The sequence below is a fragment of the Asanoa sp. NPDC049475 genome (assembly GCF_040676915.1).
In the GTDB taxonomy this organism is placed as follows: Bacteria; Actinomycetota; Actinomycetes; order Mycobacteriales; family Micromonosporaceae; genus Asanoa.
Map to the genome: position 1 here is coordinate 593,714 of NZ_JBFAPY010000006.1, position 19,592 is coordinate 613,305.

Here is a 19,592-nt window from a genome sequence, read left to right on the forward strand (position 1 = left end):
ACGGTAAGCGATCCGGTATGCGCGGTCCGCCACGCTGTCCCCATCGGGGGCGGCGAGGGTCGCGACTCACCGCAAAGCGGCACCGACGGTGGGGCGGTGCCGCTTCGTCCCCGACGGCTGTGGCGGAGGCGGCCGCCTCCGGCATCCGGGGTCGTGAGACGTAGCGTGTAACTGTGGATGCACCGCCGGTCGTTGTTGATCGCCCGGTTATGTTTCAGACCTGGCGTGAGCTCACCTTTCTGCACTGGCGTTATCCCGCGCCCGTGGTGCAGGCCCTGCTGCCTGACGGGCTGACCGTCGACACGCACGACGGCGACGCCTGGGTCGGGCTCGTGCCGTTCGTCATGGCCGGCATTCGGGCTCCGTACGTGCCCGCGCTCCCCTGGCTCTCCCGCTTCCCCGAGACCAACGTCCGCACGTACGTCATCGGGCCTGATGGGCGGGCCGGCATCTGGTTCTTCTCCCTCGACGCCGCGCGGCTGGTGCCGGTAGTGGTCGCCCAGCTGACGTACTCGCTGCCCTACGTGTGGTCGGCGATGTCCGTGCGGGTCGACGGGCCGGTGCACCACTACCGCTGCCGCCGGCATCGGCGACCGGATCGGCGGTGCGACGCGACCGTGCGGGTCGGCCGGCCCATCCCCCAGCCCACGCCGCTCGAAGAGTTCCTGACCGCCCGCCACCGGCTCTACAGCGTGCGGTCCGGGCGGATGGTCGCCGCCGACGCCGAGCACGGCCCCTGGCCGCTGCGTCAGGGCGAGCTTCTCGACCTCGACCAGAACCTGTTGGAAGCCGCCCACCTGCCGACGCCGACCACCGACCCGCTGGTCCACACCTCGGCCGGCGTGCTGGTGCGGGTCAGCGGCTGGCGCGAGGTCAGGGCCGGTTCGTGATCTGCTGCACCGCCCACGCGTTGCCGTCCGGGTCCGTGAAGTTGATGAAGCCGACGTTGTTGAGGTCGTCGCCCTCCTCACGCGGCCGCGGACCGTTGGCGCCGTAGACGACGATCTCGCTGACCTCGACCCCGCGCGAGACGAGCTGTGCCCGCGCCGCATCCAGGTCGTTGACCACGAGCTGGAGGCCTTTGAGCGAGCCCGGCGGCATGTCGGCGACCGCGCCGAAGCCGATCACCACCGAGCAGCCCGAACCGGGCGGGGTGAGCTGCACGATCCGGAAACCCGGGCCGGCCGTGTCGTGGTCGACCGCGAACCCGAGCTTCGAAGCGTAGAACTCCTTGGCCCGGTCCACATCGGATACCGGAACGATGACGACTTCCAGGGTCCAGTTCATGGAGGTCAGGCTAGCCGCCAGTGGTCGACGTCGCCGTCCTGCCGCACCACCGCGCCGCGGGCGGCCAGGTGGGCCAGGTGGGCGTAGGTCTCCCCCACGGCCGAACGCCGGATCATGCCCTGGACCTGGGGCCACGGGCGCGACCAGGTGAGTTGCTCGGCGAGCTCCCAGGTCGTCGCGCCGGGTGAGGCGGCGACCAGCCGGGTCACCTCCGCCAGCCGCTCCGCGTGGTGGGCGTGCAGCGCGGCGACGCGGTCGCGCAGCCCCGCGAACCGGTACTCGTGTGCCGGCAGCACCTCGTCCGCCTCCAGTTCACCCGTGCGGGTAAGGGACTCGAGGAAATCGCCCAGCGGGTCGGCGGTCTGTCCTGGATGGAGCGTGATGTTCGGGCTGATGCGCGGCAGCACGTGGTCACCGGCGAGCAGCAGCCGCCGCTCTTCGTCGAAGAAGCAGAGATGGCCGGCCGTGTGTCCGGGCGTCCATACGGCACGGATGCCGGCCACCGGCCGCTCGCCGTCCTCGATCAGGCGGTCGGGCTCGGCCAGCGAGCGGAACCGGCGCGCGTCCTCGACCGAGCCGACCGTCTCGGCGACGTCGGCGTCCGTGCCGCCCCGGTTGCGTACCCAGGCGGAGATGTTGGTGACGAACGCCCCCGCATCGCGGCGGCCCTTGATCGCCGCGGCGTCCAGGGCGTGCATGCCGATCCACGCGCCCGACGCCTCGCGCACCGAGCCGGCCAGGCCGTGGTGGTCGGCGTGCCAATGGGTGACCAGCACGGCACGCACGTCGGTGAGCGCGTAGCCGCACCGCGCCAGGCCCTCGACCAGCGCCGTCCAGGCGTCGTCGGTCGGCCAGCCGGCGTCGACCAGGGCCACGCCGTCGGGCAGAGCGAGCGCGTAGACCAGGACGTAGCGCAGCGGACTGCCGGTCATCGGCACCGGGATCGACCAGAGGCCAGGCCGGACGATCTCCACCGGCGGCAGTGTCTTACGCTGCCAGGCGGCGCGCTGCTCGGTGCCGGTGACCTCGACCATGCGTCGATCAGACCGCGACCGGCCGGTCAGGACAATCGGCGGTGACCAATTTCATGGTGTACGCCGACCGTCGAGCAGTGGCCGGCTCGGGTCCCAGGTGCCGCCGCCACGGCGGAACGCGATCGCGGACAAGGCCTCCAGCACGACCCGGTTGGCGAGGAACGCGGTCACCTCGGCTCGATCAGCCGGCGCATCGGCTGGCCGTGCCCGAGCAGCGAACCGAACTCGCTGTAGCCGGTGTCGGCGTGCGCGTCGAAGTGCACCACCGACACGCGGCCGAAGCCCTTGGCGCGCGCGACGCCGGTGACGTCGGGCAGCGCGATCGTGTGGTCGCCGCCGAGTACGACCGGGATGGCACCGGCGCCGGCGATCGTCGCGACCGCCGCCTCGATCACCCGGACGCTGCGTTCGATGTCGCCGGAGAAGCACTCGACGTCGCCGGCGTCGTACACCTTGAGGTCCTTGAGCCCGTCGGTCCGCAGGGCGAGCGCCGGTCGCGACCCGTCGTGCGGCAGATAGCAGGCCTGGCGCATGGCCGACGGGCCGAAGCGGGTGCCGGGCCGGTGCGAGGTGCCGCCGTCGAACGGCGCGCCCAGGATGACGACGTCCGCGTCCGCCCACGCGTCCGGAACATCCAGGTCACACGGAGGTACGCCGAGGAAGGTGATGTCGGGTCCGTACATCGCGCCGTACCGGGTCATTGTCCGCCACGCTAGCGGGTCCGGCGGTGCGGGTGGGATCGCGAGATCGCAGAGGGACGGACGGGTTCGGCCGATCCCCTTTACAGCATGGTGTGACCGCCGTCACTATCGGTGCAGAGGTCGCTTCAGACCAGGAGGTGTGCGGTGGGCGGCACACAACCGAGCTCTACCGACGCGTTGTCCTTGCAGATCGCACGACGGCACCGGGCGGCACTGCTCCGCGAGATCCATCTCTTCGAGCATGCGATCGCGTCACCGAGCGCCGAGCCCGGCTGGCGCGAGCGGGTGGGCGTGCGGCTGCGGTCGCTGCGGGGTGCGTTCGCCGAACACATCGTGGTGACCGAGGGCGAGGACGGGCTCTACGCCGAACTGCTCGAGCACGCGCCGCGGCTGCACCGTCGGGTCCAGATGCTCACCCGGGAGCACGCCGCGATCGCCGTGTCGATGTCGGCGTTGCAACGCCGCGCCGACCTCGCCGGGTCGCGGGTGGACGAGCTTCGCCGGTGCGGTGGCGAGGTGCTGCGCGCGCTCTCCCGGCATCGGCAGCGGGGTGCCGACCTGGTCTACGACGCCTACGAGACCGACATCGGGGGAGAAACCTGACCCGATCGGGTGATCTCGCGGAACCGTCGGCCGGGCAGGGCCGTCACACCCGCATGGGTCGTCATCGTGCCGCCGTTGCCTGTGTTGTCGTCGTCGTGGCGCTGTCGGCGTGCGCCACGCCCGGTGGCGATGCCGGCGACGGCGGCGGGTCCACGTCCTCGGGCCACGAGGCGATCGAGCAGTGGGCCGACGAGGTGGCCGACGCGTGGTCCCCGACCGACACCGCCTGGAAACAGGGGTACGTGCCGCTGCAGGAGCCGACCTCCGTCGACGGGTCGCTGATCGGGTCGGAGAAGCAGGCTCTGGCTGCCGGGTGGTGGGCGACGGCGATCGCTTTGCCCACCGACCGGCCGGCTCCCGGGACGGTGGTGTTCCGCGACGGCTCGTTGACCGCGCCCTTGCTGAGCGCCGCATCGTCGTACCAGAAAATGGATCTGGGTGAGCCGCCTCCGTGCGGCCCTTCCGCCCCTCCGCCCGCTCCTGCTGCTTCGGGTCCTGACGGCTCCGTGTCCGCGCCCGCTGTCGGTGACTGTGTCGGGCTGACCGTGTCCGGGGTGTCGTTGCGCACGATGGAGATCCGCACCAGCCGCGGTGTCGCCACCGTGCCGGCGTGGCGGTTCGAGATCGGCGACGGACGGGCGGTGTTGCGTGCCGCGGTCGCCGATCCCGCGCCGTTGCCGTCGCCCGCGCCGACGCCGACCGACCGCTCCGCGCCCGCGGGGATGGTCGCCGTGCAGCACGTCACCGGCGCTGACGGTCTGGACCTGCACTATTCGCTCGGTGTCGGTGCGTGCGACCACGACATCACCCCGATCGTGGCCGAGCGCGAGCACGTCGTCGTCGTGTCCGGCGGCGTCACCCGGGACGACGGGGTGTGCACGGACCAGCTGATCATTTCGCCGGTGACGGCGACGCTGTCCGAGCCGTTGGGTGACCGGCCCGTGCTCGACGGGCTCAACGGGACGTTGTTGCCAATCGGTTCCTGAATCTAGGGAAGCTCGATCGGCAGCTTCAGGCCGTCGAGGGCGTGGCCGCACGGGCAGTCGCGGTCCAGGGGGATCGTCTTCAGGGCGTCCATGAGTACGCCGCGCAGCTTCTCGGTGTTCTCGCCGAAGACGCGGAACACCTCCTCCTGGGTGACACCGTGGTCGCCTTCGACGCCGGCGTCGAGGTCGGTGACGAGAGCGATGGCCGTGTAGCAGAGGGCCAGCTCGCGAGCCAGCACGGCCTCCGGGTGGCCGGTCATGTTGACGACAGCGCCGCCGATCTCGCTGTACCAGCGGGACTCGGCGCGGGTGGAGAACCTCGGCCCTTCGATGACGACCATGGCGCCGCCGTCGGTCGCGGCGATCTGGTTTCGCTGGGTCGCGCCTTGGAGGGTGGCGCGGCCGACCGGGCAGTAGGGGTCGGCGAAGTTCACGTGGACGGCGCCTTCGTCGTAGTAGGTCTGCACCCGGCTCGTCGTGCGGTCCACGAGCTGGTCGGGGATCACGAAGCTGCCGGGGCCGAGCTCCGGGCGCAGGCCGCCGACCGCGCACGGAGCGATGATCTGGCGCACGCCGAGCGCGCGCAAGGCCCAGAGGTTCGCGCGGTACGGGATCCGATGTGGCGGGAAACGGTGGTCGCGACCGTGGCGGGGCAGGAACGCCACTTTCCGGTCCCCGACGGTGGCCACGGTGATCGGGTCGGACGGAGGCCCGTACGGGGTGTCCATCTCGTGTTCCGTGGCGTCGTCGAGAAGGGCGTAGAGACCCGAACCGCCGATTACCGCAAGCTCCGCACGTGCTGTCACTTTCATCCCTCTCGCCGAGGCTGTCAGCCTTAACCATGGCCGTAGGTCAGGCTAGGGTGCGATGCATGGCAACGACTCGCCGGATGTGTTGCGCGTGGATGGCCGACCCTGATGTCCTGTCCACGTGCGGCAGCGACGGGTCGCGGCCGCCCACCGGTGGGTTCGGAGGGTAGGCGCGTGCAAGGCGAAGGCCAGGCGATCGGGGGCCGATCGATGGAGTCGATGACCGGTCGACTCCTGGTGGCCGCGCCGGCGCTCAAAGACCCCAATTTCGACCGTACGGTCGTGCTGCTGGTCGCCCACGAGCCGGGCGGCGCGCTCGGTGTCGTGCTGAACCGAGCGACCGAGGTGCCGGTCTCCGAGGTGCTGGGCGCGTGGGGCACGTTGGCCCGCGACCCCGCGGTGCTGTTCGAGGGCGGCCCGGTCCAACCCGAGTCGGCGATCTGCCTGGCCCGCATGCGAGCGCAGCGCCCCCGGATGCGCGGCTTCCACCCGGTGTCGGGCTCGATCGGCACGCTGGACCTCTCGATCGACCCGGACGCGATGCGGGAGAAGCTGACCTGCATACGGGTGTTCGCCGGCTACTCGGGCTGGTCGCCGGGCCAACTCGAGGAAGAGATCCAGAGCGGCTCGTGGTTCGTCTTCGACGCCCTCCCGGGTGACGCCTTCGTCGACCGACCGGACGACCTGTGGCCGATGGTCCTCCGGAGGCAGGGAGGCATCCTGTCGGCGGTAGCCCACTTCCCGGCTGACGTGGCGCTGAACTGACCCACCCCCTGCGAGATGACCCACGGGTGGGGCATGTGTAATATTGCGCGAGTGCCCGGGACACCGGGTGCGAATTGGGGCCGTGGCGCAGCTGGTAGCGCACCACACTGGCAGTGTGGGGGTCAGGGGTTCGAGTCCCCTCGGCTCCACAAATGGCCGGTTGGATTTTGTTCGCAGAGAGCGCGAACAGGATCCAACCGGCCATTTGTGTCGCATCCTCCTATTCCGGGGGCGACCCCCGGACCCCACGGTGTGATGGGCGCTCTGCGCGGGACGCGCGAGGTTGGTCCCGGCCGACCATGTCGGTGTGGCCTCTGACCGATCCTCTGCCGCTGATCGTCACGCGCCCTGGTGATCTGGTGATTCGCTGGTGGTCAGTGCCGCCGCCAAGGCGGGCAAACGGCCGAACGCGCGGGCACCGGCCACGTGGTCGACGTAGTCGCGGGACTCGACGATCTCGCCGTCGCGGACCCGCACCACGAAGATGCACGGTATCGAGAAGGTGCGGCTGTCGATCACGCCGGCGTACCGGAACTCGAAGATCACGACTTCGGGGTCGGCCGTCGTGTGCACATGGTCGTCGACGACGTCGTAACGCTCGACGCCGGTCGGGGCAGCGCCGCCGGAGAAGTGTTCGCGCAGCGCGGCTCGGCTGCGCAGGGGGTTGTCGCCGAACGGGTTCAGCGGGTGCCGCACGTCGGTGTGCTCGGCGTAGCAGGCGGCCAGTTCGTCGAACTGGGCCGCTTCTTCGGCTGAGGTGAGGCCGCCGCGCATGAGGCGACAGACCCCGGCGGCCACGGTGCGGACGGTTTCTTCGGGGGTGCGCATGGTCTCTGCCCTTCAACGAAGTCTGGACTCCGTTTACCGTAGCGGAGTCCCCACTTCGGTTAAAGTGCTTCCATGCGCCAGGATGCACGGGAGAACCGCGAACGCATCCTCGCCGCCGCCGAACAGGTCTTCGGCACGCGCGGCGAAACCGGCTCGACCGAAGAGGTGGCGCGGCTGGCCGGCGTCGGCATCGCCACCGTGTTCCGGCACTTCCCGACGAAGGAGGCGCTGATCGAGGCCGCGCTGGTGCGGCACTTCGTCGGCCTGCTCGACCGCGCCCGGGCCGCGGCCACGGCAACCGACCCGTACGCGGCACTGGCCACCCTGATCCACGAGATGATCGAGAGAGGCGCCAGCAAGCTCACGCTGGCCTCGATGCTGGGCGACGATGCCCCGCCGGCCGTCGTCGCGGCGTCGACCGAGCTCAAGTCGGCGGTCAACACGGCACTGCACCGCGCCCAGGCCGCAGGCAGCGTCCGGCCGGACGTCGGTGTCGAGGAGCTCTACCTGCTGATCCGCGGCCTGGCCCAGACCACCGCGGCGACGCCGGTCCCGGCAGCCGTGCTCGACAGTGCCGTCGAGGTCATCCTGGCCGGCTTCGCCACCCGATGACCCTCGGCCGACCGGGACAGGAATAGCCGCCGATGGTCTATCCACTGTGCTCGAACGCTGAGGTGTCGAGGAGTTGGGACAACCGCTGACGCGTGTTTCCGCAGGTTGTGACGCCTCGAAAGCCGGTGGCGCTAATTACTTGTGAGCGACGACTACGAACCGGACCCGAGTGGCAAGTCTCTTGTTACGCCGCAGCTCGAGTACGACGTCGACGGGGCGGGCGGCCGGCAGCTCGTCGTCGTCCAGTCGCCGACTCTTGACGATGTCGTCAGCGCGCTCGACGCCTTGGATCAGCGGTCTCGCACCGCGATGACGCTCATCGACGGGACCGGCGCCTTCATCAGCGTCGGCGGCGGCATCGGGCGGTATCACGTCTACATCGCTGCGTTCGATCATGACGATCGCGCGGTCCTTCAGGCTCCGGACGTCAGCGATACGCCCGTGGAGATCGTCAACGACGGTCAAGCGCACCGCTACGCGCAAAGCGACATCGTCGACCGCACCCTGGCGCTGGCCGCGCTCAAGGAGTTCTGCCATAGCGGCCGGCCCGATCTAAGCCTGACCTGGCGCACCGGCTGATCGTTGACGCCGGCCATCCGCGCTGGAAGTCCGAGCCCTCGTGAATGGCGTCAAACTGCCGAGCAGGCCGCGTTCAGTTCCTTGACGGCGGCTTCCAGGTCCTTCTTGCTGGGCTTGGCGTCGGCCGATTTGTTGGTTGCTTCGCCCAGGTCGGCCATTTCCTGTTGGACCTTGTCGGCGGCAGCGCTGACCGAGTCGTTCGCTCCGATGGAGTGCGCGATGACCTGCGCCGAGCCCGCCATCCACTGTGCACTGACGGCGATATGACCGGCCGGCGGACCGATTTTCTCGGCCTTGGCGATCTTGTCCGCGTTGTCCTCGATATCCTTCTTGATGTCGTCGCAGGCTTTCGCGGTGACCTCGTCGTCGGCCGCGTTGTTGGGCGGCAGCGCACTCGCGGTGTCGGTCGGCGCCACGGTCGGGGCGGGCGGGTCCGCGGGTTCCGCCGGGTTGCAGCCCGACATCGCGATCAGCGCGGCGACGGCCACGCCGCTCAGGTAAAGCCGGGTTCGATTCATTGGTATTGCCCCCGTCATCCTCATGTCGGGCCGCACGCTATCAGTCGCGGTCAACAGGCATGAGTCAATTAATGTGCCTACCCTGGGACCCATGGATCAACGAGACGAGCAGTTTCTGCGCCGTGCCATCGCATTGGCGGCGGGGGCGCCCGCAGCCGGTGGGCGGCCGTTCGGTTCGCTGCTGGTGGGGCCTGATGGCGACGTGCTCGCCGAGGCGCACAACACGGTGCCGGGTGACGCGGACATCACCGCTCACCCCGAGCTCAAGCTCGCCCGCTGGGCGGCCCGCCAGCTCGAGCCGTCGACGGTCGCCGAGACCACCATGTACACCAGCTGCGAACCCTGCGAGATGTGCACCTACGCCATCGACCGCGCCGGGCTGGGCCGCGTCGTGTTCGCCCTGTCGAGCGAGCAGTTCCAGGAGCTCTCGCGAGTCCCCAGCCCCAAGCGGGTGCCGCGCGAGGGTCCCGCGCTGTTCGACGAGGCCCGCGCGCCGATCGACGCGTTCTTCAGCTGACCGGTTTGCGGGCTTCGACGCGTTCGACCGAGCCTGCTTTGAGGCGTTCGGTCTCCGCCAGCTCGAAGCCCGCGGCCTCGACCAGCGGCAGCTGCCGCCGCGTGAAGTGTTCGCCGGCCACCGGGACGGTGATCCGCTCCAGCAGCCACTGCGCGGCGCGGACGGGTGCCCAGGTGCTGCCGATGTGGTCCACCAGCAGGAGGGTGCCGCCGGGCACGAGCACGCGGCGCATCTCCGCGACGGCCGCGGCCGGGTCGGGGATCGAGCACAGCGCGAAGGCGCACACGACGGTGTCGAACGACCCGTCGGCGAAGGGCAGGTGTTCGGCGTCGCCCTCGCGCAGGTCGGCGGCCCGGCCGAGGTCGGCGGCGCGGCTGCGGGCGATGGCCAGCATCTCCGGGCTCAGCTCGATGCCGGTGACGGCGGCTTCGGGCTCGTAGTAGGACAGGTTCAGGCCGGTGCCGATCGCGACCTCGAGGACCCGGCCGTGCGCGCGCCGGCCGATCCACTCACGTCCGCCGGCGAACCAGATCTTCTCGAGCAAGGCGATCTGCCGGTCGTACGTCGACGCGTTCCTGTCCCACACCCGCTTCTGCTTGGCCGTCGCGGAGCCGCTCATGCCGACCCTTCCACCGCGTTCAGGATGCGGATCTCGCGTTCGGCGCCGTCGCCGAGCGCCGCCAGCGCCGCCTGGTACGCCGGGCTGTGGTACGCGGCGACCGCCGCGTCGGCGCTCTCGAACCGGATGACCGCGGTGCGGAGCGCCGACGATCCCTCCAGCACGTGCACCGGGTTGCCGCGAGCGAGGAACTCCCCACCGGCCGCATGGATGGCCGGGCCGGCCAACTCGACGTACCGCGCGAGCTTGGCCTCGTCGTGGATAGCTACGAACGTGTTGATCCAGTAGGCGGTCATATCCCCATCATGCGGCGTGCCGCCACCTATCCACGCCGGTACGGGCGTGGTGATGGCGATTTCACGCGCACCGCACACCAGCGGTCACAGCGACGCAACGGACCGGCACGACAGTGACCGCCATGACGACCACTGTCACGCGGGTCGAGCCCGCCGAGCATCGGGGTTGGATCACCGACTGGCATCCCGACGACGAAGAGTTCTGGGCGTCGACCGGCCGCCGGGTCGCTCGGCGCAACCTGGTCTGGTCGATCGTCGTCGAGCATCTGGGCTTCTCGGTCTGGCTGCTCTGGAGCGCCGTCGCCGTCAGCCTGCCGGCCGCCGGGTTCGCGTTCTCCGTCGACCAGCTCTTCTGGCTCGTCGCCCTGCCGAACCTGGTCGGGGCCGCGATGCGCATTCCTTACACGGCGGCGGTGGCCCGGTTCGGCGGGCGGAACTGGACGACCGTCTCGTCAGCGCTCCTGCTGCTCCCGATCGGGCTGATGCTGGCCTGCGTGACCAACCCCGGCACGCCCTACTGGGCGTTCGCCGTCGCGGCGGCCACGGCGGGGCTCGGCGGCGGCAACTTCGCCTCGTCGATGGCCAACATCTCCTACTTCTATCCGGAGCGCCACAAGGGCCTCGCGCTCGGCGTCAACGCGGCGGGCGGGAACGTCGGCGTGGCCGTCGTGCAGTTCGCGGTGCCGCTGGTCGTCGTCGCCGGCATCGCGTACGCCCCCTTGCTGTGGCTGGTGCCGGTGCTGCTCGCCACCCTCTTCGCCTGGCTGCGGATGGACAACCTGGCCGTCTCCCGGGCGCCCCTGCGCCAGCAGGCCGCCGTGCTGAAGAACCGGCACACCTGGGTGATGTCGTTCCTCTACATCGGAACCTTCGGCAGCTTCATCGGCTACTCGGCGGCGCTGCCGCTGCTCATCAAGGCCGAGTTCCCGGCGGTGGCCGGCGTGCACTTCGCCGCGCTCGGCCCGCTCGTCGGCTCCGCCGCGCGGCCCTTCGGCGGCTGGCTCGCGGACCGGTTCGGCGGCGCCTGGGTCACCGTGGCGGCGTTCGTCGTGATGGCCGCCGGGGTCGGCGCGGTCCTGACGAGTCACGGCTTCACCCCCTTCCTGGCCGCGTTCCTGGTGCTCTTCGTGGCCAGCGGGGTCGGCAACGGCTCGACGTACCGGATGATCCCGGCGATCTTCCGAGGTCAGGACGGCGGCGCCGCGGCGGTCATCGGGATCGCGGCGGCGGTCGGCGCGTTCGGTGGGTTCCTCATCCCGCGCGGGTTCGGCATGTCGATCGCCCGGACCGGGTCGATCGACGCCGCGCTCCTGGTCTTCCTGGCCGGCTACGCCGTCTGCGTGCTGGTGACCTGGTGGTGCTACCTGCGCCGGGATCTCACCACCGCCCTGAGGTCGACGTGATACGCGATTTTCAACCCGGTAACAGCGCCGAGCGAACCCCGAAACCGCAGGTCGCGACCGTGGTGGGCATGGCCGCCGACACGCACTGCCCCTACTGCGCCCTCCAGTGCGCGATGACGCTGCGGGCCGGTGCGGACGGGGTCGACGTCGAGGCGCGCGACTTCCCGACCAACCGGGGTGGCCTGTGCCAGAAGGGCTGGACATCGGCCGACCTGCTGCACCACCCCGAGAGGCTGACCACACCGCTGGTCCGGGACGGCGACACGTTGCGACCGGCGACCTGGGAGGAGGCGCTCCACCGCATCGTCGCGGGCATCGGCGCGATCCAGGAGCGGCACGGACGCGACGCCGTCGGGGTCTTCGGCGGTGGTGGGCTGACCAACGAGAAGGCGTACGCGCTCGGCCGGTTCGCCCGGGTCGCGCTGCGCACGCGCACGATCGACTACAACGGGCGCTTCTGCATGTCGTCGGCCGCCGCGGCCGGCAACCGCGCGTTCGGGCTCGACCGCGGGCTCCCGTTCCCCGTCGAGGACATCGCCGCGGCCGACGCCGTGCTGCTCGTCGGCGCGAACCCGGCCGAGACGATGCCGCCGTTCGTGCGCCACCTGCGCGGCGACGGACTGATCGTCGTGGACCCGCGGCGCACCGCCACCGCCCGCTTGGCGGCACTCCACCTGCAACCGACTCCGGGCACCGACCTCGCGCTCGGCAACGGGCTGCTGCACATCGCGATCACCGAGGGACACCTCGACAAGGAGTACGTGGACGCGCGCACCACCGGCTTCGACCAGGTCCGCGCCGCGGTGGCCCAGTGGTGGCCGGCCCGGGTCGAGCGGCTGACCGGGGTGCCGGTCGCCGACGTGTACGCGGCGGTCGAACGCCTCGCGGACGCGCGGCGGGCGATGGTGCTCACGGCCCGCGGCGCCGAACAGCACGCCAAGGGCACCGACACGGTCACGGCGTTCGTCAACCTCGCGCTCGCCCTCGGCCTGCCTGGTCGGCCCGGCTCCGGCTACGGCTGCCTGACCGGGCAGGGCAACGGGCAGGGCGGCCGCGAGCACGGGCAGAAGGCCGACCAACTCCCGGGCTACCGGCGCATCGACGACCCGGCGGCCCGCGCGCACGTGGCACGGGTGTGGGGCGTCGCGCCCGAGGACATCCCTGGGCCGGGACCGTCGGCATACGAGTTGCTCAGCTCGGACGCCGTCCGCGCCCTGCTGGTGTTCGGCTCCAACCCGGTGGTCTCCGCTCCGCGGGCGGCCGGCGTGCGGCGCTGGCTGGGCGACCTCGACCTGCTGGTGGTCGCGGACTTCGTGCTCTCCGAGACGGCCGCCCTGGCCGACGTCGTGCTGCCGACCGCGCAGTGGGCCGAGGAGGACGGCACGATGACGAACCTCGAGGGCCGGGTGATCCGCCGCCGGCGGCTGACCGAGCCACCACAAGGCGTGCGGACCGATCTCGCGGTGCTGGCCGAGCTCTCCGGGCGGTTGGGCGTGCCGACCTCCGCCGATCCCGGACGAGTCTTCGACGAGCTTCGGCGGGCCAGCGCCGGCGGCGTGGCCGACTACGCCGGGATCACCTACGAGCGGATCGACGCCGAGGGCGGGGTCTTCTGGCCCTGCCCCGACGAGGCACACCCGGGGACGCCGAGGCTGTTCCTCAACCGGTTCGCCACGCCGGACGGCCGCGCCCGGTTCGTGCCGGTCGAGCACCGGCCGGCGGCCGAGGAGCCCGACGCGGACTTCCCGCTCTACCTGACCACCGGGCGGGTGCTGACCCAGTACCAGTCCGGCGCGCAGACCCGGCGGATCTCCGCTCTGCCGGGCGACCCGTACGTGGAGCTCCACCCCGACCTCGCCACCCGGATCGGGATCGACGACGGCGCTCCGGTCACGGTGGCCACCCGACGCGGCAGCGCGACCGCGCCGGCCCGGGTCAGCACGACGATCCGGGCCGACACGGTCTTCATGCCTTTTCACTACGGCGGCGCGAACCTGCTCACCAACCCCGCGCTCGACCCGATCTCCCGGATGCCGGAGTTCAAGGTCTGCGCGGCGAAGGTGACGCCCGCATGAGGGTCGTGGTGGTCGGCTACGGGATGGCGGGCGCGCGGGTCGTCGCGGACCTGCGCGCCCGCGACGTCAAGGTCACCGCCCTGGGCGCCGAGCCGCACCGGCCGTACAACCGGATCCTGCTGTCTTCTCTGCTCGCCGGGAAGGTGGGCGAGGACGACCTGGCGATCGCGGCCGCGCCGGCCGGCGCCGACGTGCGGCTGGGCGAGCCGGTGGTCGCCGTCGACCCCGGGCGTCGGCTCGTGCGGACGACGCAGGAGGAGCACGAGTACGACGCGTTGGTGCTGGCCACGGGCTCCATGCCGGTGATCCCACCGCTGCCGGGGCTGGACGCGGCCAACGTGCACGCCTTTCGCACCCTCGACGACTGCCGGCGGATCGCGTCGCACGCGGCCGGCGCGCGCCGGGCCGTCGTCCTCGGCGGCGGGCTGCTCGGGCTTGAGGCGGCCCGCGGTCTGGCCGGACGCGGTCTGGCGGTCGACGTCGTCCACCTCGGCACCCATCTCATGGAACGGCAACTCGACGGCGACGGCGGCCGCGTGCTGGCCCGCACGCTGGCCGGTCTGGGGATCCGGGCGCACCTCGGCGCGAGCGCCCGCGAGTGGACCGGCGACGCGCTGCACCTGGCCGACGGCAACCGGATCCCGGCCGACCTGCTCGTGCTCGCCTGCGGTGTGCGGCCGGACACCAGGCTGGCCGCCGCGGCCGGGCTCACCGTCGGCCGCGGCATCGTCGTCGACGACGCGCTGCGGACCAGCGACCCGCACGTGTACGCGATCGGCGACTGCGCCGAGCATCGCGGCACGGTCTACGGGCTCGTGGCGCCGGCCTGGGACCACGCGGCGACCGTGGCCGACCGGATCGCCGGTGGCCGTGCGGCGTACCGGGGGTCGCGGGTGGTGACCCGGCTCAAGGCGAGCGGCGTCGACCTCGCGGCCATGGGCTCGCCGGAGGCCCCCGCCGACGCCGAGGTGGTCAGCTTCGCTGATCCGGCCCGCGGCACGTACGCCCGGCTGGTCATCCACGAGAACCGGATCACCGGTGCCGTGCTGCTGGGCGACAACCCGGCCGTCGGCACCGTGGTGCAGCTCTTCGACCGTGACGCCGAGGCGCCGGTCGACCGCCGGTCGCTGTTGCTCGGCCGCGCCCACGGTGCCGACCCACCCGTCGCGGCCGACTCCCCCGCGCTGATGCCGGACGCGGCCGTCGTCTGCCGGTGCAACACGGTGCGGAAAGCCGCGATCACGGCAGTGTGGCGAGGCGGCGGCCGGACCGTCGCCGAGGTCGTCGCGGCGACCCGGGCCACGACCGGCTGCGGAGGCTGCCGGGACGCGGTGTGTGGACTCGTCGATTGGCTGTCCACGGTGGACCCTGATACGGAGGTCGCGGCATGAGACTGGTCGTCGTCGGCAACGGAATGGTCGGGCAGCGGCTCATCGAGGCGCTCGCCGCCCGCGACACGGAGGGCCGCTGGTCGGTGACCGTGCTGGCCGAGGAGCATCGCCGGGCGTACGACCGGGTGCGGTTGTCGGCCTATTTCGAAGGTGCGACCGCCGAGGAGCTCACGCTCGCCCCGGCGGGGGTTCCGTCCGGCACCGACATCCGGCTCGGTGAGCCCGCGCTGTCGGTGGACCGTGCGGCTCGGGTGGTGCGGACGGCGGCCGGGGCATACCCGTACGACGCGCTCGTGCTGGCGACCGGATCCTTCCCGTTCGTGCCGCCGGTTCCGGGTCGCGACGCGCGGGGCTGCTTCGTCTACCGCACGCTCGACGACCTGGAAGCGCTGCGTTCGTACGCGTCCGGCCGGTCCTCCGGGATCGTCGTCGGTGGCGGCCTGCTCGGACTCGAAGCGGCCAATGCCCTGCGGTTGCTGGGATTGCGGACGTCCGTGGTGGAGTTCGCGCCGCACCTCATGCCCATGCAGCTCGACGCGGCCGGTGGCGCGATGCTGCGCCGCCGGATCTCGGAGCTCGGCATCGCGGTGCACACCGGCACCGCGGTGACCGCCCTCGCCACCGACGGGGAACGGCTGCGCGTCGACACCGCCGGGGACCTGGCGCTCGACACCGACCTGGTGGTGTTCGCGGCCGGGGTGCGCCCGCGCGACGACCTGGCCCGGGCCGCCGGCCTGGCGGTCGCCGAGCGCGGCGGGATCCTGGTCGACGACGCGTTGCGGACCAGCGACCCGGCCGTCTACGCGGTCGGCGAGTGCGCCGCCGTCGAGGGGCGCTGCTACGGGCTGGTCGCGCCCGGCTACGCGATGGCCGATGTCGTCGTCGACCGGCTGCTCGGCGGCACCGCGTGCTTCGGTGGGGCCGACACGTCGACCAAGCTCAAGCTGCTCGGCGTCGACGTGGCCAGCTTCGGCCAGACGGCGGGGGCGCTCGACGTCGTCTACGCCGACCCGGCCAACGGCCTCTACGCCAAGCTGGCGCTGACCGACGACGCGGGGACGCTGCTCGGCGGGATCCTGGTCGGCGACGCGACCGCCTACGGCACGCTGCGGGCCGCCGTCGGTGGGCCGGTGCCCGGCAAGCTGGCCGACTTCCTCTCGGCCGGCGCACCGGACGTCGCGTTGCCGGGCCACGCACAGGTCTGCAGTTGCAACAACGTCACCAAGGACGCGGTGCTGGCCGCGATCGGCGACGGGTGCGGCGACGTGCCGGCGGTCAAGGCGTGCACCCGGGCCGGCACCACCTGCGGGTCGTGCGTGCCGCTGCTCAAGTCGCTGCTCGCCGAGGCCGGCGTGGCGCAGTCGACGGCGTTGTGCGAGCACTTCGCGTACTCGCGGCAGGAGCTGTTCGATCTGGTCCGGGTGCGCGGGATCCGGACGTTCTCGGCGCTGGTCTCCGGTTATGGACGCGGACGCGGTTGTGACATCTGCAAGCCCACGGTGGCCTCGATCCTCGCCTCGCTCGGCAACGGTCACGTCCTCGACGGCGAGCAGGCCGCGTTGCAGGACACCAACGACCACTTCCTGGCCAACATCCAGCGCGACGGGACGTACTCGGTGGTTCCGCGGATCCCGGGTGGCGAGATCACGCCCGAGCGGTTGATCGTGATCGGCGAGGTCGCCCGCGACTTCGGGCTCTACACGAAGATCACCGGTGGGCAGCGGATCGACCTGCTCGGGGCACGGGTCGAGCAGTTGCCCGACATCTGGCGGCGGCTGGTGGCGGCCGGGTTCGAGTCGGGTCACGCGTACGGGAAGGCGCTGCGGACGGTGAAGTCGTGCGTCGGCTCGACGTGGTGCCGTTACGGGGTGCAGGACTCGGTCGGGCTGGCCGTGGCGCTGGAGCTGCGCTATCGAGGGCTGCGGGCGCCACACAAGATCAAGTCGGCGGTGTCCGGGTGTGCGCGCGAGTGCGCCGAGGCCAGGAGCAAGGACTTCGGGATCATCGCGACGGAGCAGGGCTGGAACCTCTATGTCGGCGGCAACGGCGGTTTTCGGCCCCGGCACGCCGATCTGTTCCTGTCTGATGTGGACACGGACACGCTGGTGCGGACCGTCGACCGGTTCCTCATGTACTACATCCGCACCGCCGACCGCCTGCAACGCACGGCGGCCTGGATCGAAAGCCTCGACGGCGGCCTCGACCACCTGCGCGCCGTCATCGTCGACGACAGCCTCGGCCTGTGCGCCGACCTCGACGAGGCGATGGCGCGCCACGTCGCCTCGCACACCGACGAGTGGCGGGACGTGCTGGAGGACCCGGTGAAACTGCGGCGTTTCGTCTCCTTCGTCAACGCGCCGTCGACACCGGACCCGTCGATCTCGTTCGGGAGCGAACGCGGGCAGCCCGTACCGCTGGGGATGCCGTCATGATCGTCGTCTGGACGCCGGTGTGCCGGTTCACGGACCTGCTCGCGGAGCGCGGCGTGGCGGCCCTGGTCGGCGACGCACAGGTGGCGGTGTTCCGGCTGCACGACGACGGGCTGCGCGCGATCGGCAACCGCGACCCGGTCAGCGGGGCACACGTGCTGTCCCGGGGCGTGGTGGGCACGCGCGGCGACCGGCCGGTGGTCGCATCGCCGATGCACAAGCAGGCGTACGACCTCGACACCGGCGAGTGCCTCGACGCCGACGCACGGGTGCCGGTGTTCCCGATCCGGGTACGCGGCGGCGTGGTCGAAGTAGGCACGGCATGACCGTGCTCCAAGGGTTCACGGTCGCGATCACGGCGGAACGACGGCGCGACGAGCTCGGGGCACTGCTGGAACGCCGCGGCGCCCGGGTGGTTTCGGCCCCGGCCATCACCATCATCCCGTTGCTGGACGACGCGGCGCTCCGGGAGGCCACCGTCGCGTGCGTCGACCACGCCCCGGACGTCGTGGTCGCGACCACGGGCATCGGCTTTCGCGGCTGGTTGGAGGCGGCCGAGGGCTGGGGCGTCGGCGAGGCGCTCCGGGACGGCCTGGGCGGGGCGCGGCTCATCGCGCGCGGAGCCAAGCCGTGCGGCGCCATCCGGGCGGCCGGGCTGACCGAGCAGTGGTCGGCGCCGACGGAGTCGTGCGCGGAGATCCTCGACAAGCTGCTCGCCGAGGGAGTGGCGGGCAGGAGAATCGCGGTCCAACTGCACGGCGGCCCGCAGGACGAGTTCACGACGGCGCTCCGGGCGGCCGGGGCGCAGGTCGTCGAGGTGCCGGTCTATCGGTGGACGGCCCGGGAGGACCAGGAGCCGCTGCGCCGACTGGTCGACCAGATCGTGGCGGGACAGATCGACGCGGTGACCTTCACCAGCGCGCCGGCGGTCATCGCCTTGCTCTCCGCGGGCGGCGACCGGGCGTCGGCGGTGCTCGACGCGTTCCGGGACCGGGTGCTGGCCGCCTGCGTCGGGCCGGTCACGGCAGCTCCGCTGCGCGAGCAGGGGGTGCCGACGCTGGTGCCCGACCGGGCACGGCTGGGCGCCCTGGTCCGGGCCGTCACCGAGGCGCTCCCTTCCCGCGCGCGCCGGCTGGTGGTGGCGGGCCGAACGGTCGAGCTCCGCGGTCACGCGGCGATCGTCGACGGGGAGTTCCTCCCGTTGGCCCCAGCCTCGATGGCGGTGCTACGAACGCTCGCCAGCCAACCCGGCACGGTCGTCTCCCGCGCGCGCCTGGCCGCGGCCCTACCCAGCGGCACCCAGGGCGCGATCGACATGGCCGTGGCCCGCCTACGGTCGTCGCTGGGCTCGGCCGACCTGGTCGAGACGGTCATCAAGCGCGGCTACCGCCTGCGGACGCCGGCATGAACCCGGCGGTGCTCCCGGCTCAGGTCCGTGACCTCATGTGGCGTCGTGCCGCCTGCCGCCAACGGGTGTGCGCATGACGCTCGTGCTCGTCGCCCATGGCACCCGCGTGGCGGCCGGGCAGGGTCAGGTTTGCGATCTTGCTCGGCGGGTCGCGCGGCGATATGCCGGGGACGTGCGGCTCGCGTACGTCGACGTCCAGGCGCCCCACGTCCGCGACGTCGCCGTCCGGCCGGCGGTCGTCGTGCCCCTGCTGTTGACCGCCGGTCATCACGTCCGGGTCGACATCGCCGAGGCGTTCCAGGATGCGACGGTCTCACCCCCGCTCGGGACCGCTGGGCGGTTGCTCGGTGTGTTGGCCGATCGGCTTGCCGCGGCCGGGCCGGCCGACGCGGTTGTGTTGGCCGCCGCCGGGTCGAGTGACGCCCGCTCCCGGGCCGAGGTCGAAGCCACCGCCGCGGCCCTGCCGGTCCCCGTGTCCGTCGGCTACGCCGCGTCCGCCCAGCCCTCGGTGCCCGACGCCGTCCGGGCGCTGCGGGCCGGGGGTGCCGAGCGCATCGTGATCTTGGCTTATCTGCTCGCCGACGGTCGGTTCCACCGGGCGCTCCGCCAGGCCGGCGGCGACGTGGTCACGCCGCCCCTCGTATCCCACCCGGCGGTCGTCGACGTGGTCCTCGATCTCGCCCGCGCTCCCGCGCTGGCGTCTCGCTCCTGACCCGGTTTCGACATCAGCTA

At 71.9% G+C, this 19,592-nt stretch carries 22 protein-coding genes and 1 tRNA gene; 15 read left to right on the forward strand and 8 right to left on the reverse strand.

Annotated elements, in window-relative coordinates; genetic code table 11:
• Window positions 1-209: 209 nt before the first annotated feature.
• Entirely contained in the window at window positions 210-890 is a 681-nt protein-coding gene (locus AB0J88_RS27030) for a DUF2071 domain-containing protein (protein WP_364361950.1), read from the forward strand.
• Here the strand turns inward: AB0J88_RS27030 and AB0J88_RS27035 are convergent.
• The 3 genes from AB0J88_RS27035 to AB0J88_RS27045 form a co-directional block, all read right to left on the reverse strand.
• Window positions 874-1,287, reverse strand: a complete 414-nt coding sequence (locus tag AB0J88_RS27035) for a VOC family protein (protein WP_364361948.1) — start codon at window positions 1,285-1,287, stop codon at window positions 874-876. The genes AB0J88_RS27030 and AB0J88_RS27035 overlap by 17 nt on opposite strands.
• 5 nt (window positions 1,288-1,292) lie before the next feature.
• Complete coding sequence (locus AB0J88_RS27040) at window positions 1,293-2,321, reverse strand: MBL fold metallo-hydrolase (RefSeq protein ID WP_364361946.1); 1,029 nt, start codon at window positions 2,319-2,321, stop codon at window positions 1,293-1,295.
• A gap of 167 nt (window positions 2,322-2,488) precedes the next feature.
• Window positions 2,489-3,022, reverse strand: a complete 534-nt coding sequence (locus AB0J88_RS27045; protein WP_364361944.1) for an arginase family protein — start codon at window positions 3,020-3,022, stop codon at window positions 2,489-2,491.
• Window positions 3,023-3,205: 183 nt separating this feature from the next.
• Here AB0J88_RS27045 and AB0J88_RS27050 point away from each other — a divergent pair, with 183 nt between their 5' ends.
• Together AB0J88_RS27050 and AB0J88_RS27055 are read left to right on the forward strand one after the other, a co-directional pair.
• The gene (locus AB0J88_RS27050; RefSeq protein WP_364361940.1) at window positions 3,206-3,625 is read left to right on the forward strand and encodes a hypothetical protein; all 420 of its coding nucleotides are present in this window, start codon (window positions 3,206-3,208) and stop codon (window positions 3,623-3,625) included.
• A gap of 95 nt (window positions 3,626-3,720) precedes the next feature.
• Entirely contained in the window at window positions 3,721-4,611 is an 891-nt protein-coding gene (locus tag AB0J88_RS27055; RefSeq protein ID WP_364361938.1) for a hypothetical protein, read from the forward strand.
• Between the two features lie 2 nt (window positions 4,612-4,613).
• On the opposite strand, the gene AB0J88_RS27060 is transcribed toward AB0J88_RS27055, so the two are convergent.
• Window positions 4,614-5,417 (reverse strand): S-methyl-5'-thioadenosine phosphorylase, encoded by an 804-nt coding sequence (locus AB0J88_RS27060; RefSeq protein WP_364361936.1) that lies wholly within the window; start codon window positions 5,415-5,417, stop codon window positions 4,614-4,616.
• A gap of 177 nt (window positions 5,418-5,594) precedes the next feature.
• Between AB0J88_RS27060 and AB0J88_RS27065 the strand changes: the two genes are divergently transcribed.
• Together AB0J88_RS27065 and AB0J88_RS27070 are read left to right on the forward strand one after the other, a co-directional pair.
• Window positions 5,595-6,185, forward strand: coding sequence for a YqgE/AlgH family protein (locus tag AB0J88_RS27065; protein ID WP_364361934.1), 591 nt, complete (start codon window positions 5,595-5,597; stop codon window positions 6,183-6,185).
• 76 nt (window positions 6,186-6,261) lie between these two features.
• Window positions 6,262-6,334 (forward strand) — tRNA-Ala (locus AB0J88_RS27070).
• Between the two features lie 190 nt (window positions 6,335-6,524).
• On the opposite strand, the gene AB0J88_RS27075 is transcribed toward AB0J88_RS27070, so the two are convergent.
• Entirely contained in the window at window positions 6,525-7,013 is a 489-nt protein-coding gene (locus tag AB0J88_RS27075; protein WP_364361932.1) for a nuclear transport factor 2 family protein, read from the reverse strand.
• Window positions 7,014-7,085: 72 nt separating this feature from the next.
• Between AB0J88_RS27075 and AB0J88_RS27080 the strand changes: the two genes are divergently transcribed.
• Both AB0J88_RS27080 and AB0J88_RS27085 read left to right on the forward strand, forming a co-directional pair.
• Complete coding sequence (locus AB0J88_RS27080; protein ID WP_364361930.1) at window positions 7,086-7,625, forward strand: helix-turn-helix domain-containing protein; 540 nt, start codon at window positions 7,086-7,088, stop codon at window positions 7,623-7,625.
• Between the two features lie 141 nt (window positions 7,626-7,766).
• Window positions 7,767-8,204 carry an Imm1 family immunity protein gene (locus tag AB0J88_RS27085; protein ID WP_364361928.1) on the forward strand — a complete coding sequence of 146 codons (438 nt, stop codon included), beginning with the start codon at window positions 7,767-7,769 and terminating at the stop codon, window positions 8,202-8,204.
• 50 nt (window positions 8,205-8,254) lie between these two features.
• Here AB0J88_RS27085 and AB0J88_RS27090 read toward each other — a convergent pair whose 3' ends face one another.
• A complete protein-coding gene (locus AB0J88_RS27090) occupies window positions 8,255-8,692 on the reverse strand; it encodes a hypothetical protein (RefSeq protein WP_364361927.1) in 438 nt (145 codons plus the stop codon).
• Window positions 8,693-8,813: 121 nt separating this feature from the next.
• Between AB0J88_RS27090 and AB0J88_RS27095 the strand changes: the two genes are divergently transcribed.
• Complete coding sequence (locus AB0J88_RS27095; RefSeq protein ID WP_364361925.1) at window positions 8,814-9,239, forward strand: nucleoside deaminase; 426 nt, start codon at window positions 8,814-8,816, stop codon at window positions 9,237-9,239.
• Here the strand turns inward: AB0J88_RS27095 and AB0J88_RS27100 are convergent.
• The gene (locus AB0J88_RS27100; protein ID WP_364361923.1) at window positions 9,232-9,858 is read right to left on the reverse strand and encodes a methyltransferase domain-containing protein; all 627 of its coding nucleotides are present in this window, start codon (window positions 9,856-9,858) and stop codon (window positions 9,232-9,234) included. The two genes, AB0J88_RS27095 and AB0J88_RS27100, sit on opposite strands and share 8 nt — an antisense overlap.
• Window positions 9,855-10,154 carry a DUF1330 domain-containing protein gene (locus tag AB0J88_RS27105; RefSeq protein WP_364361921.1) on the reverse strand — a complete coding sequence of 100 codons (300 nt, stop codon included), beginning with the start codon at window positions 10,152-10,154 and terminating at the stop codon, window positions 9,855-9,857. Before AB0J88_RS27105 ends, AB0J88_RS27100 begins: the two co-directional genes overlap by 4 nt.
• Before the next feature lie 122 nt (window positions 10,155-10,276).
• On the opposite strand from AB0J88_RS27105, the gene AB0J88_RS27110 reads away from it, so the two are divergent.
• From AB0J88_RS27110 to AB0J88_RS27140, 7 genes are all read left to right on the forward strand, one after another.
• Complete coding sequence (locus AB0J88_RS27110; protein WP_364361919.1) at window positions 10,277-11,557, forward strand: MFS transporter; 1,281 nt, start codon at window positions 10,277-10,279, stop codon at window positions 11,555-11,557.
• Between the two features lie 68 nt (window positions 11,558-11,625).
• Window positions 11,626-13,632, forward strand: a complete 2,007-nt coding sequence (locus AB0J88_RS27115; protein ID WP_364361917.1) for a molybdopterin oxidoreductase family protein — start codon at window positions 11,626-11,628, stop codon at window positions 13,630-13,632.
• Complete coding sequence (locus AB0J88_RS27120; RefSeq protein ID WP_364361915.1) at window positions 13,629-15,023, forward strand: FAD-dependent oxidoreductase; 1,395 nt, start codon at window positions 13,629-13,631, stop codon at window positions 15,021-15,023. Before AB0J88_RS27115 ends, AB0J88_RS27120 begins: the two co-directional genes overlap by 4 nt.
• Window positions 15,020-17,455, forward strand: a complete 2,436-nt coding sequence (nirB, locus tag AB0J88_RS27125) for a nitrite reductase large subunit NirB (protein WP_364361913.1) — start codon at window positions 15,020-15,022, stop codon at window positions 17,453-17,455. Before AB0J88_RS27120 ends, nirB begins: the two co-directional genes overlap by 4 nt.
• Complete coding sequence (gene nirD, locus AB0J88_RS27130; RefSeq protein WP_364361911.1) at window positions 17,452-17,778, forward strand: nitrite reductase small subunit NirD; 327 nt, start codon at window positions 17,452-17,454, stop codon at window positions 17,776-17,778. The genes nirB and nirD overlap by 4 nt, the downstream gene beginning before the upstream one ends.
• Window positions 17,775-18,860 (forward strand): uroporphyrinogen-III synthase, encoded by a 1,086-nt coding sequence (locus AB0J88_RS27135; protein WP_364361909.1) that lies wholly within the window; start codon window positions 17,775-17,777, stop codon window positions 18,858-18,860. The genes nirD and AB0J88_RS27135 overlap by 4 nt, the downstream gene beginning before the upstream one ends.
• Before the next feature lie 73 nt (window positions 18,861-18,933).
• Window positions 18,934-19,572, forward strand: coding sequence for a CbiX/SirB N-terminal domain-containing protein (locus AB0J88_RS27140; protein WP_364361908.1), 639 nt, complete (start codon window positions 18,934-18,936; stop codon window positions 19,570-19,572).
• Window positions 19,573-19,592 lie beyond the last annotated feature (20 nt).